This is a genomic window from Niabella terrae, assembly GCF_054783135.1.
Genome location: NZ_BAAGRD010000012.1, coordinates 80,427 through 93,968 on the forward strand (window position 1 = coordinate 80,427; position 13,542 = coordinate 93,968).

Sequence of the window (13,542 nt, forward strand, 5' to 3'; positions counted from 1 at the left end):
AAAGTAAAATAACCCCAAACCATCATAAATACTTGCTTATGAATTACTTGCACATAGTCAAGATTGACTTATATTTGTACCCTATGCAATTTGGCGAATTATTTGCAGCCCAATTGCAGGATTACACTAAAAACGCTTCAACATGAAAAAATTACTGATACTGTTATTTTGTAGCATCACGGTCAACTGTTTTGGGCAAATCGATAGTATAAAGCATGAAATGACGCTTCGGGATAAAGTATTGAATGATATTCAAACCAGTTTCAGCAGCAAGACTCAGGCCATAGATTCCACCGTATCCCAATTGGATCAGCGGCTGTCCAGTCTGGACAAATCTATTGCCGCCTCCAAGGACGCAAAAGACAAGGCAGATAAGTTGCAACAAAGAGTCATTGCCGTAGAGGAAAAACAAAAAGCTATTGAACAAAACGAATTGAACATCTTCCAGGCCAACTACCAGTCTGCCATGGTAAATCTGGTGTCAATGGACCGGGAAATCAAGCCCTTGCTGCTATTCAACTCCACCAAGGCTTTCTTTAATTCCTTGAGTGAAACAGGTAACCCCATGAACTATGATGGCTATACCAAATGGTATAATCAGTATGCCGCATATGTGAAAGATAAAAAAGCGGAAAGCCCGGTGCTGACTGTCACCAGCAACCTGCTCAGTTTTGCCGGTAATTTCACCAAGGGCGCTCCTGTAACCGGCCCCATAACTTCTGCCCTGTTTTCCAGCATGACCACCTATATCGATAATCTGGGCAAGAAAGAAAAAGAATTAAAAAAACAAAGTGAGGAGATGCTTACACTGACGATGAAAATCAGTCAGTTCAATTATGACAATGACCGGATAGAAAATGAATGGGAGTCTATTACAACAGAGCTGCAGGACCTGCAGAAGAAATTTGATAAATCACTAAAGGAGAATCTTGCGATCATCAAAACCTCACCCGCAGATTTTGAGGCCAATTTTTCGAAGGAAAATGATGCTGAAAAAAGGTACCAGTATTTGACAAAACTTCGGGATGCAGCTGCCAAATTTGTAAATTCCGAGAAGGAAAACAACCCCAAGGAGTGGCGGCAGAAAGCCTATATTCAAATGAATGATGTGCAATCCCTCAAACAAAGATTCGGACAGGTTACATTTCGCATCAGTCAGAACCTGTTAAAATACAAGGAACTTTTTGAAAAATATAAGGCCGATCCGCAATTGGGTGGTCGTATAAAAGATCTGGAAATCAAAATGAAAGAGCTCCAGGAATCTTTTGATAAAACATTTGACCCATTAGAGTACATTAACTCCGCCAACAGAATGTACAAGGTCTAAACATCGGTCTCGATTACTGTAGTATAGCCGTTGCCTTCAGCAACGGCTATTTTTTTCTTTCAATTTTTACCATCAGGAGCGTCTCGTTTATTTTTATCTAACCCCTTCTAGCTAATATTTAGGATAAAATAATTTGTACTTGTCCCTTCACGAGCTGAACTAAAATATATGCTAGTTCAGAATTCTATGTAACTTTAAAGTAAAACTTAACTAACAAAATACGAATACCCGCAACACCGACAATACGCAAAACCCAGGCTACCATTTAAAACCAATTAAATCTACATGATATGCTGCCATCTTATATGAGACTCCTTTTTTTATCCATCCCTGTTTTGCTATCCCAGGTTTCAATAGCGCAAAACAAACACGAATGTAATTGTTCCGAAATAGGAATTGATACAATTTGGGCAAAAGCTGAAAATATAAACTGCTTTAAAATTCCAGTAAACCTGATTTATGGTGATGCGACAAAAGGGAGCAAAAACATTGCAGTTATTAAAGCAGGGAAAACCGAAAAATCAGACTTTAAGCCGTTACTATACTTACACGGCGGCCCTGGAATTGCAACCCTTGATAATGCACAACGCTACCTTGATAGTAAGAATTGGAAGCAATTAAGAAGAACACATGATATCATCATGATGGACTACAGCGGAACGGGTTATTCTGAGCCATATCTGTGCGAAAACCTTTTGGATTCGATAAGTAAAATTGAAAGGTCTACACTTTCGGATAGGGAGAAAAGAGAACAAATAATCCAAATTGCAATGGACTGTCGTGATGCACTTGAAAAAAATAATGTAGACATCAACACTTTTACATCATTGCAAATGGCGGCTGATGCAGATGCGGTACGAGAACAGCTGAATATTGATAAATGGCAGATTTATGGCGTTTCTTACGGCACATTGGTTGCACTACTGTCTGTTCGCCATTTTCCCGCGAACATAGAAGGCATTGTATTGGACTCACCGTTTCCTCCAAATGCACCCTATTTTGACTTTGCATCGACTTTAGACGAAACCTTGAAACATATGCAAAGTAAACTTTCGGCAGACCCAAAAACTGCAACTGAATTCCCAAATATTATTTCGGATTTTTCAAGGACTGCCGAAAGACTTAATAGACGACCAGTTAAAGTGCAGGGTCGGGATTTCACGGGAGATGATTTTGCCTGGGCCATGTTAATGACTTTTTATCAGTCAAAAATTGTAAAACTTATACCGCTTGCATTAAAAGAATTTGCTAGTGGGAACGATTCATTACTGCTGAAATGGCTTAATGTTTTACATTCAGAAAATCAATATGGCAAACCAAATGGCTTTCACAGTAAAGCTATTACCTGTTATGAATGCAAACCCAAAAATTACCGGGAAACGCCGCAGGCTTTAGAAAGAAAGTATCCCCATCTTAAATCTTTAGCAGGTAAGGATTTCATGGAAATATGCAATATTTTTAGACCTGAACACCCTGAAACGTCCTTTTACGAGCCCATAGAGAGCAACATGCCTATTCTGGTGATGTCAGGAGAATTCGACCCCGGAACACCACCATCATTCAGTCACGCCACAGTAAAAAAACTCTCAAACGCGACTTTGGTTATTGTGCCCAATGCCGCTCACGCCGCAATGCATTATAACGAATGTACTGTCCTGTTAGTTGAAAAATTTCTTGAAAATCCCCATAAGCCAATTGACATCAAATGCATTAATGAAATAGAGAGAATTAAATTTGTCACCACCGATATCAATGGTGAATTACAGAAAATAGCAGATGAAAAACAAAGGAAAAAAGCCATTTAACAAGCGCCGAGAATCCAATCGAGCCGACCTGTAAGTTGGTATGCGCGAAATGACTGGGGATAAGAAGTCGTAATTTTTAAAAAATAAAAGGGTTACAAAGCGTACATCAAACGATTTAAAAGTCCGGTAAGTTCCCGTTAATAAATGCCTTTCCATAATGATCCCGCAATCGGCTGAAAGCTTCTGCCGCTGCACCGTTACCCCAGTCATAAATGGTAAAGTCGCCAATTCCCAGACCTTGCGCATTGGTAACACCTCCATGACCGTAGTTTTCCATCATAAATCCATAATCTCTGGGGCCGAAAAATGGCCATCGGGCCTGCCACTGTTCCATGGTGCGTGGATTCAACGGTGTATACATCATTGTAAATGCCGCCCGAATTGCAGCCAGCCCCCGTTCCAGATAGGTTTTATCTTTCAGCGTCATACCGTACCTGATGATCAACTCGGCAAACAGGCTTTGACGGGAATCATTCCATTCCGCATCCCCGTTCATAACACCAAAACCGCCCAGGCTGCTGACTGCTATATAAGGCGGCTGCCAGGTCGCCTGGTACATCAATAGCTCATCCAGCACCCGCTGACCCCATAACAGATACGCGCTGTCACCGGTCGCCTGATAAACTTCTAGCAATGCTTCAGCCGTCCAATAAATACAAAAATTATTTTGTTTGTACATATTATTGCGCTTGACCTTCTTACCCACCCAGTCTTCGGCGCCCACCCGGCTACAGGACCAGTAGGTTTCAAAATCCTCCCATTGACCTACTGGAATATTAATCCGGATAACGGCATCCATGGCCCGTTTGGCCGCCTGCAGGTATTTACTGTTTCGGGTCAGGTGATACAATTTAATCAGAAAGCTAACGGAGATACTGGTTTCCGGAGATTGATTAAGATGTTGCATCGGCTGCAGATTGTCTAATTGCAGCCAGGCAGGAAAAAAACCTTCCGCATCCTGGATCTGAACCAGGGACCTGGCATATCGTTCGGCATAATCCAGCAAACGGCTGTCTTTTTCCAGTTCCTTGTACCAGACCAGCATCCAATAGGCTGTAAAACTCATATCCGCAATATGGTAAGGAGACTGTCGGGCATCCCAGGTGTATGGATTGCGATTGGAGTTTCCAAAATACAGGGTATTCCAGCCCCGGGACCGGTGATACTGTTGCCCGTTCTGTTCCAGGGTTTCCATTTCAGTAGCTACAACAGATTTAAAAAAGCCTTCTTTCTGTTCAAATGCCAGTGCCAGTTCCTTGGTTTTAAGCGCATACTGTTTTAATGTGTCATTCCCGGTCGATCGCGCATAACGATACAGTCCCTGTGCAGAGCGCAGTGAATTGAACCAGGCCTGGTTCCAGATCGAAAGGAACTCCCGTTGATTGACCTGTCCGGGGTAATTCGGGCTTTGGGTAGTGTTGACTATAAATACCGGTGCACCCACCTTCCTGCCTTTCAGTTCAAACTCCTGCCATACCGCCTTTTTCCAGTTGGAAAAAGCCCAATCATAAGTCTGTTTGACATAAGGTTCCAGGTCTGTTTTATACAAGGGTGCCCCTGACTGATATAATGGCCGGGCCCATCGCTCCCACATAAAGTTCAGGGCAGCATGCCAGGGGTTAAATATTTGCTCCTTCTTATCGTCCACCAGACAATAAAAGGCCAGTTCCAGCTTTCCTGCCGGGAAAACAGCTCCCGGAATGCTTTCGTAAAGTACATGTTCCTTTACCTTCGTTTTTGTCATGCCAATCTCCAGCAGATTGTCTGGTGCATCCAGATCAAGGTACCAGGGCACCGGACTGCCTTTTGACAACAGATCCAGATCCGGAATGATAGTTAATACATGAGCACTGTCTGCTGCCACCAATGCCGGCGCCCGGAATACATGTTGGGCAATAACATGATTACTATCTTGTGTCAGTAGGGGTGCCCAGTGAAATACTGGTTGAAAATCCGGTCGGATCGCTACGGCCCACCGATCCGACTGCACAGGTCGTTTCAGCTGCGCCGTTACGGCAACCCGGTATGCGCCCCTGCCGATCTGGCTGCAGGAAATCGATATGGATGCATCGGGGAGTTGCGTTACTGTAATGGAATGAATATACTTACGCAATGCCACAGGCAATGTTTCCTGTGCCAGCCCCCTGCCCCATCCGCACATTAAAATGAATAGAACCAGTATTGCTTTTTTGCGGTATCCCATAAACTTCAACACTTAATTATTTTTCAGTTTTCAGATAGGAGAAACTGTCCACATCCATTACCAACCGGTCTGTTCCACTGCTGCCTGCTACAAACCGGGCTTTCACCATGGCCGTACGCCTCGGAATAACTTTATCCATACTATTGTGGGTGTGAAATACATAGTACAGGGATCCATCCGTATCTATAAGTATATCACCATGGCCTGCACCCGGCTTTCCGATATTATCCATACTCAAAATCGGATTTTCAGTCGCCTTAGTCCAGGGGCCCATCGGATTGTCAGCAACGGCATAACCCACCGCATAATGCTGATTTTCGAAATGGTTGGCGGAATATATCAAATAGTACAGCCCCTTATGCTTTATGACCGTAGGACCTTCCACTACCCGGGCCTGAATAGTTTCCCAGGGTTCCGTTGCGACCAGACAATGTCTGCGACTGTCCTTATCAATAGCGGTAAAATCATTATTGAGCCGGGCCACGTATATCTTGTTGCCATTGGTAATATCGACATGATAAAGGTAGGTTTTACCGTCATCATCAAAAAACACATATGGATCAATATTCTTTTGATCAAAATCTATCGGGTCATTGCCTGTAAATGGTCCTTCGGGACTTCCCGCACTGGCAATGGCGATTTGTTCATTGGCCACATAAGCCATATAAAATTTATCATTTCGGTGCCATACCTGAGGCGCCCAAAAACCGCGGCTACCGAAAGCTGTTCCCGGCATGAGGGCAAAAGCAGCACCGGGCCGTGTGAACAAATTCCAATTCACCTTATCCGATGATATATATACCCGGATTCCTTTATCAGGAACAGATCCGTCTGTACCATAGAGATAATATTTACCTCCATAGAAAAAAATACTGGGATCCGCCTGATAGATGGGCGTCCCGGTCGCAACAGGGGGTTCGGGTTCCGGCTCCTGATGACTGCTTTTTTTGCTGCAGGCGCTACTCCCTGTCAATATCAGGAAAGCCAACCCGCCTATTACCCTGTATAATCCATTAAATGCCATCATGTGAATTTTTAATGGGGAACCGGCATGGTTCCCTGATTATTAAACATTAGCTTCAACGAGATACTTAATCGTTTAAGCAACGGGAATACAAAAACCCGGACCATTATCCAAAGCACCGGAACGCGCAGACAGATCAAAGTATTTTAATATCCGGTCTGTCGGAGCGCCGGAATTCCGGCTTACAGTTTCCACTGTCAAAATAAGCGTTCATCTGCGTGGCCCCAGGGATCAGGCCAGTACCTTATGCCCTTTAGTGGCGTAATACAGAATAAATATGAATAGCGGTATCGGCACAAAGAAACCTGTAGCCATCCCGTAGGTATCAGCAACCAATCCCATCAAGGGCGGAAAAACAGCACCTCCGGCAACGGCCATCACCAGATAAGATGCCCCCTGTTTGGTTTTGGCGCCCAATCCTTTAATCGCCAGTGCGAATATCGTCGGAAACATAATCGACATAAAAAAGAAGACGGCATATAAGGCAATTAGTGAAGTCCAGCCTTGTTCAGAAGCCACCAGTGGCAACAACAGGCAAACCGCCAGCGCGTATAATGCCAGCAATTTCGTGGGTTTATAATACTTCATCAGCGCACTTCCGGTAATACGGCCGGTCATGAACAACAAAAACCCGAGCGAAAGAAAATAAGGACCATATTTGACATCGAATCGGGGATGCATATCATGGTCTGTAACAAAATTAATCAGGTAACTGAATATGCCGGTCTGGGCCGCCACATAACAAGCCTGTGCGATGAACCCCATTACAAAATGCCGGTTCTGCCATAAAGGCTTTTTGGAAATATACCGCGGATCGGCAGGATCATTCACTTCAATATCAGCATCGGCACCAGGGGTAGCAGAAATCCCGTGGCCGCCATGCGCTGCATGCTCATCTTCTTCAGTAATCTCCGGAAGTTTCAAACGCATAAAAATAAATGCCACGATAAGTACCGCCAAGCCAATCAAAGCGAAGGGCAGTACAATCGACATCATCTTTTCGCCTTCGACATGGCTCTGGTTGCCATATACATACAAGGCGATCAACGGCCCAACGACCCAGGCCAGCCCATTAAAAGACTGCGACATATTAATCCGGCGCTCCGCAGATTCCGGTGGTCCCAATTTGGTGGTATAGGGATTGGCCGCTGTTTCCAGTGTCGTCAATCCCGCACCAATTACCAGCAGACATAAAAGAAACAGGATAAATGATTGTGCCGGCGCCGTTGCCGCTGCCAGTAAAGCACCAGCCGCAAAGAGCAATAAGCCAAAAATCACACCTTTCTTATAGCCGTATTTTTTCATAAACAAGCCAGCCGGAATGGCCATACCAAAATATGCACCGTACAATGAAAATTGAATGAAGCTGGACTGCCATTTTTTTAAATGAAGCATTTCCTGAAAGTTCTTATCCAGGGTATCCAGCATACCGTGCGCCACACCCCACAGGAAGAATAAGGCACTGATGGCTGCAAAGGGAGCCGCATAATTCACACCGTCTCTGACAAAAATCGATTTCTTCTGGTTCATAAATGGTAACAATAAATTTAAAAAATCAGGCAACCCCGGATCAGGCCAGGGGAGCAATCTCAAAAACTTTAAAAATAAGCATCTTTAAAATCATAACCGCGTTAATTCTGCATGCATCAAAAAAACATTATAAGGCGACCACATAGACATCGTAAAATACAGATCCCGGCCTGTTTGATGCGGCAGCACAAAAGGTCCGTAACCACCAGGATACTTGCGCATATCTGCCACTTCAACTGGGGCAGACCAGGGGCCGTTCGGCGCTAAAGCCGTTCGCAACCTTATCGCCCGCGCCTGTTCACTGAGGTAAACAAATATCCAGGTTTTCAATTCCTCATGATAAAACAAACTGGCTTCTCCCGCCGTCTCATCAAACAAGGCAGTTGAAGCTGCTTCCTCGTTTTTGACCCATCCCCTTTCGTTATTCCAGTACGCATACCGATCCTGAAATAATATATTTTTTTCCAGGAAACGGCATAAAAAGGGTCTGGATTGTCTGAGACTGGAACCGCCTATCATGTATACATATCCGTCCTTTTTCGCCAGCGCAGCAATCGAAAATTTACTTCCGCGGGGAAAACGGATTTCGGGGCAGGGTTGCCAGCTCCTGCCATGATCCAGCGATCGGTAATAAGAAGAAAAATTAGTCCGCCATCCTTCCCAGGATTTTAAATCAAAATAATGAACATACTCCGCCCCACCTACATGTATGGCTGCCGTTGGAATCGCGGTATGTGCGCCCCTGGACCGATGTATTATTTCCCGGGCAAAATGTTTATTGGTGTCGGAAACGGCCATGGAATCCAAGGTTAATCCGTCAGCGTAGCAGCTGTCTCCGGTAAATGCCAGTACATTATTACGCCAGGCACCTGCCTGGCCCGGTCCGCCGCCCACGGGTTTAAAATCATTACCATAGGTATCTCCAAAAAAAATACCTGTCTGTCCATTCCCTAAAACCCAGGAGATACCCAAGTCTGTACCACCGACGCCATAAATCGGTGTCTGACCTGTGTTGGGAAAAGAATCAGCAGCAGCTGATGCGCCCGTAACCCGGGCAACAATACGTAGTCCACGGACCTCCAGCTTCAAAGCCGGGGCTTGTCCGTAACTACCATAGCAAACCAGCATTAGTATGACAATGTATAAAACCCGCATTCCTTAATTTATCAGCCCCTTATTTATAGAGCGGACCATATACTGCACAAGCCCGATAATCCGACCCTTCCGTGTCCATCCCAAATGCGTTCCAGGCGGAGGGACGGAATATTCTGTCAGGATCAATATTATGCATCGCTACCGGTATCCGTAACATTGACGCCAGTGTGATTAACTGGTCCCCTATATGACCATAGCTGATGGCTCCATGGTTGGCACCCCAGGCAGCCATCACTGAATAAACATCTTTAAAAACGCCTTCTCCGGTAAGCTGCGGCACAAACCAGGTGGTCGGCCAGATCCGATCGGTACGTTCATTCAATGTATCGTGCACTTTTTCAGGAAGGTCGATGGTATAGCCTTCGGCAAGCTGCAGTACCGGCCCCTGGCCCTTGATCAGGTTCAGCCGGCACATCGTAACCGGCATGCCACCCTTTGTGAGGAAAGTAGAGGAATAGCCTCCGCCACGCATATAGTCCCGGTTGGCAGGGCTCCAGGTAGTTGCATCGAGACAGGCTTTCGCTTCTTTCGGACTGATCTCCCAAAATGGCTTCATGGCGGGTTCGCCGTTCCGGGTCTGTCTTCCGGTACCATCCAAAGTGGCAGACCCGGAATTTATCAGGTGTATAAAGCCCGCCGCAGCCGGACCTTCAGGCTTCCAGCCGGTAACCCGTTCTACCGCATGAGGACTCCAGTAAGTACGTACGTCTGCGAATATTTGTGCAGTATTGGTCAACAAATAATTGAACAGCATCGATACCCCATTGTAACAATCGTTCTCGGTTGCCACGATATAGGGATTGCGGATACCATTCCAGTCAAATGACGAATTTAGCATAGCCTCGGAAAAATCACCGTCAGGGAGAAAATCAGTCCACTGACGTTGACCCTGAAAGCCTGAGACCAACGCATGATGCCCCTGGGCTTCCTCAGCATGACCCATGGTAGCCAGTCTGGGATTCCCGACCATGAGGTCCCGGATGATCATGGTCATTTTTACTACGAATTCCCAGTCTTTATCCTTTTGTTTGCGGGACTTAATCTTGTCTTTTCTGTTATAATCAGCCCCTTCCCTGCAATTCTTCTTTACCCAGGCAACCGCCTTTTTAAATTCCTGCTGGTCATAGATACCCAATTCAATCCGACGCAATACTTCTGTGGCGTCTACATATTCATTCCGCATTCCCAGGTACTCCTGGAAAAAATCGGGATCGACAATCGAACCCGCGATGCCCATACTTACAGAACCGATTGCCAGGTAAGTTTTTCCGCGCAGCATTGAGACCGCCAAACCAGCTCTGGCGAAATTTAGTAGTTTATCCTTAACATCACCCGGTATCCGGTTATCACCCAGATCCTGCACATCCCTTCCATAAATACCAAAACAGGGCAATCCTTTCTGGTTATGTGCGGCTAATGTTGCGGCCAGATAAACAGCCCCCGGGCGCTCGGTCCCGTTGAATCCCCAAATCGCTTTTGGAAGCGCCGGGTTCATATCCATCGTCTCAGAGCCATAGCACCAGCAAGGCGTCACAGAAAGGGACAGGCCCACGTTTTGCGCTTCAAACTTCGCTGCACAATCGGCAGCTTCTCTGACACCTCCAATGGTACTGTCGGCAATGACACATTGCACAGGAGTTCCGTCTGGATACCTGAGTTCGTTCTCATATAATCTGGCAACCGCTTTGGCCATTGCCATGGTGGTTTGCTCCAATGACTCCCGGATACCGCCGAGTCGCCCGTCGATAATCGGTCGGATTCCAATTCTGGGATAAGTTGCTTTAGGGGAATTTCTTGTTGCTTTCACTATCGTATAATTATAATTTTTCGATTCGGGTTTGATCTACACTTTACTTTAATCTGTATATGCATTATTTAAAAGCGCCGGTAATGGTATCCAGAGACACACCCAGTACCTGACGGGCAATTTTATCCAGTTCTGCCCTGTCGCCGATAAAATGAAAAACGCTGTGGTTATGCTCCAACTGCTCACCAGGTTTCAAAAAAGCCGCTGGTGACACACTTTCAATTTCATAAAACGGTCCCATCTGACTGCCATCCTCCAGCGGACCATCGTTATAAGCGTTCATTGCATCACCGCTGAAGGTTTCCCGATCCGTACGCCATTCCTGATTCAGGTATTTTCCACCTGGTTGTATATCGTACTTGACCAGTGTCAGCACATTGCCGGCAGCATCATAACTGCCTGCTACATCTTTAACCCTGCCGGGAGGAATCCCCAGCTTTCCCCTGGATTTGCCGTCGGCTTTGAAGAAGAGGATACCCGCTTCCATTTTTATACGGTCTTTGGGGATTTCACCAAAATAGTCGGTGGTGGCAATTTTCCCAGAGGCATTGGTCTGATAAGGGATCACAATCACTGTTTGTTCTGAAGGGCGGAACATGTCCAAATTCCATAAACAGGGCATGCCCGTAGCCTCAGTCCATGCCCCGGTACCCGTATTGGTAATGGCGTTGCGGGTACTGAATCCAACCGGGTGCAATCTATCAGTCACCTGGATACCCAATGCAGCAGCGATCGCAGCATTGTCCAGTAAGTTCACCGAACGGTCCAATCTGAATTCCAATTTAGTACCGGCATAATTCTGCAAGGTAGCTTCGGTACGCATGGAAACCGAACTGGCGGTCTCCGTTTCTTTATTCCAGGTAGCCGTATCAATAACCCCCGGCGTATGCCAGTCATTAAATACCATCTTGGCGCCGGGTTTAAAATACAGCGAAAACTTTCCGCCTTCAGGCCCCAGCCATAGCCGGTCTTCCCCTCCGTAGGCATTCATATGTTCATTCACCGGCTCATCAAAAGCCTTATAATTAACCCAGCCAAAACTTTTACCTTCCGCACCGGCAGCCGTCGATGTAAACACTTTGGCCTGATATTTCGGCGACACAATCAACTGAGCTTTTCCATCCTTGCTTTGCAAAATCACCAAGCCACTGTCTCTTTGTTGCAGGAAATCCTGATCGTAGCCAAAACTTCCGGATTCAAAAGTTTTCACAGAAGTATCTTTTTTTTCCCCGGTTGTTTTACGATCTCCTCCCTTACAGGATGCCAGCCCCACAGCCAGTGAAAAAGCGGCAATTAATGTATAATTCATTAGATTCTTTATTTACTTCAAATAGAAAAAAATTCTTGTTATTAACGATCTTCTTCCCATTTCAAATGATTCCAATATTGGCATCGGGACAAAATAATTAAATATCAGATGCTAAAACGATCTGGCCCCCTCCCTCCGTGAAATTTAACATATATCCGGGATTCATTGGCGGCCGGGGGACGCTAATTCACTTCCAGATCATTCATTTCCGGCAACTTGGGAAATTTACCATGCGGCTCTGTTTGATACCAGTAGGCTACCGTAATAATATCGGATTGCTGCGCCAGGTAACGGCCGCCGCTGCGCCAGCCGAGATCCTGGATGGTCACTTTCAAATCTTTCTCAAATCGGATCGGATCCATTATATGCCAGCGATACATTCCAAAACGCTGCTGCGAACCATATAAACCATCGGGACGCAAGACCTGGTGTAATCCTGCATAAGCCGTAGAAAAAGCCTCATACTGGTGGGTCCTTTTATTCTCGAAATTATAGGATCCACAAAAATAGTCTTCGGTTCCTGTACCTACAATGGTCGCGTAATCCTTGTCCCCGTCCATATAAAATTTAATCTCTCCTTCTCCCCACCAGCCATTGTTGGTAACGCCGACGCCCATATAAGTACCGACATACTGGCCCTTCCCTTTGATGCCATCTACAATCGTATGCAGGGAGGTGGCGCTTCGTTTACTGCGACGGTACTGCGCATGAAAATATGCCTCATCTTCCCCGATATCTGTCAAAGTATAGTCAATTTGATAATACAGGCGCATCGGCTGGCTGTCCATATTTTGCATGGTAATTTTACATTTCTTGCGAAATGGCATTTTCCAGTAACTGTTAAAGGCACTGCCTGGATTTACCGTGATAGCCAGTGAATTTAACCAGGAAACCTCATTCCATCCGGTACCAAAAAATGGCCCCACGGGTGATTCTACCGAAGGTGTGGATTCATCATCATAATAGATGCGAAATATTGTGTAATTAAAATTGCCTGTGGGTGTCATCCAGATATGCTGAATAGCACCGGGACCTGCGATATCCGCCATCGTAAAGGTTTCTCCGGGTTCAATGATAATAAACGGATTTACTTTCCAGCCTTTACCCAGTTCCCGGGCTTCATTGGCCGCATTGGCTACGTTTCTTTTACCCTTGTCAGCCACGGGATCCGCCATTGCCCCCTTCCCTTTCTCGCCGGTAAAGTTTTCAGGACTGATGGATCGGGTTTTGGCATCTGAAAGCCGGGACAAATTACCCAGATTCATGTCCAGACCATTAAATTTTCCCGATTGGGCAAACCCCGTTGCTGCGGTAAATCCGATCAGGCAAATAGATAAAATAAGTTTTTTCATTTGTGCTTTTTTTTATTTAGATGATCAAAG

Annotated in this window: 9 protein-coding genes; 2 read left to right on the top strand and 7 right to left on the bottom strand. The window is 45.6% G+C overall.

Annotated elements, in window-relative coordinates:
• Positions 1–142: 142 nt before the first annotated feature.
• Both ACYVI9_RS13465 and ACYVI9_RS13470 read left to right on the top strand, forming a co-directional pair.
• Complete coding sequence (locus ACYVI9_RS13465) at positions 143–1,327, top strand: hypothetical protein (RefSeq protein WP_460765226.1); 1,185 nt, start codon at positions 143–145, stop codon at positions 1,325–1,327.
• 290 nt (positions 1,328–1,617) lie between these two features.
• Entirely contained in the window at positions 1,618–3,132 is a 1,515-nt protein-coding gene (locus ACYVI9_RS13470) for an alpha/beta fold hydrolase (protein WP_460765228.1), read from the top strand.
• Between the two features lie 115 nt (positions 3,133–3,247).
• Here the strand turns inward: ACYVI9_RS13470 and ACYVI9_RS13475 are convergent, their stop codons facing one another.
• The 7 genes from ACYVI9_RS13475 to ACYVI9_RS13505 form a co-directional block, all read right to left on the bottom strand.
• Positions 3,248–5,335: a hypothetical protein gene (locus tag ACYVI9_RS13475; protein WP_460765230.1), complete on the bottom strand. Its 2,088-nt coding sequence runs from the start codon at positions 5,333–5,335 to the stop codon at positions 3,248–3,250.
• A 16-nt stretch (positions 5,336–5,351) separates the two neighbouring features.
• Entirely contained in the window at positions 5,352–6,359 is a 1,008-nt protein-coding gene (locus ACYVI9_RS13480; RefSeq protein ID WP_460765232.1) for a glycoside hydrolase family 43 protein, read from the bottom strand.
• 231 nt (positions 6,360–6,590) lie between these two features.
• Positions 6,591–7,889: a sugar MFS transporter gene (locus ACYVI9_RS13485; protein ID WP_460765234.1), complete on the bottom strand. Its 1,299-nt coding sequence runs from the start codon at positions 7,887–7,889 to the stop codon at positions 6,591–6,593.
• 90 nt (positions 7,890–7,979) lie between these two features.
• A complete protein-coding gene (locus ACYVI9_RS13490) occupies positions 7,980–9,044 on the bottom strand; it encodes a DUF4185 domain-containing protein (RefSeq protein WP_460765236.1) in 1,065 nt (354 codons plus the stop codon).
• A 19-nt stretch (positions 9,045–9,063) separates the two neighbouring features.
• Positions 9,064–10,851 carry an L-fucose isomerase gene (locus ACYVI9_RS13495; RefSeq protein WP_460765238.1) on the bottom strand — a complete coding sequence of 596 codons (1,788 nt, stop codon included), beginning with the start codon at positions 10,849–10,851 and terminating at the stop codon, positions 9,064–9,066.
• 64 nt (positions 10,852–10,915) lie between these two features.
• Complete coding sequence (locus ACYVI9_RS13500) at positions 10,916–12,160, bottom strand: DUF6786 family protein (protein WP_460765240.1); 1,245 nt, start codon at positions 12,158–12,160, stop codon at positions 10,916–10,918.
• Between the two features lie 182 nt (positions 12,161–12,342).
• The gene (locus ACYVI9_RS13505; protein WP_460765242.1) at positions 12,343–13,512 is read right to left on the bottom strand and encodes a glycoside hydrolase family 172 protein; all 1,170 of its coding nucleotides are present in this window, start codon (positions 13,510–13,512) and stop codon (positions 12,343–12,345) included.
• Between the last annotated feature and the right edge of the window lie 30 nt (positions 13,513–13,542).

Excerpts from the sequence above, each read along its gene's own strand:
- ACYVI9_RS13465 (WP_460765226.1), top strand. The coding sequence starts at position 143 with ATGAAAAAATTACTGATACTGTTATTTTGTAGCATCACGGTCAACTGT.
- ACYVI9_RS13470 (WP_460765228.1), top strand. The coding sequence starts at position 1,618 with ATGCTGCCATCTTATATGAGACTCCTTTTTTTATCCATCCCTGTTTTG.
- ACYVI9_RS13475 (WP_460765230.1), bottom strand. The coding sequence starts at position 5,335 with ATGGGATACCGCAAAAAAGCAATACTGGTTCTATTCATTTTAATGTGC.
- ACYVI9_RS13480 (WP_460765232.1), bottom strand. The coding sequence starts at position 6,359 with ATGGCATTTAATGGATTATACAGGGTAATAGGCGGGTTGGCTTTCCTG.
- ACYVI9_RS13485 (WP_460765234.1), bottom strand. The coding sequence starts at position 7,889 with ATGAACCAGAAGAAATCGATTTTTGTCAGAGACGGTGTGAATTATGCG.
- ACYVI9_RS13490 (WP_460765236.1), bottom strand. The coding sequence starts at position 9,044 with ATGCGGGTTTTATACATTGTCATACTAATGCTGGTTTGCTATGGTAGT.
- ACYVI9_RS13500 (WP_460765240.1), bottom strand. The coding sequence starts at position 12,160 with ATGAATTATACATTAATTGCCGCTTTTTCACTGGCTGTGGGGCTGGCA.
- ACYVI9_RS13505 (WP_460765242.1), bottom strand. The coding sequence starts at position 13,512 with ATGAAAAAACTTATTTTATCTATTTGCCTGATCGGATTTACCGCAGCA.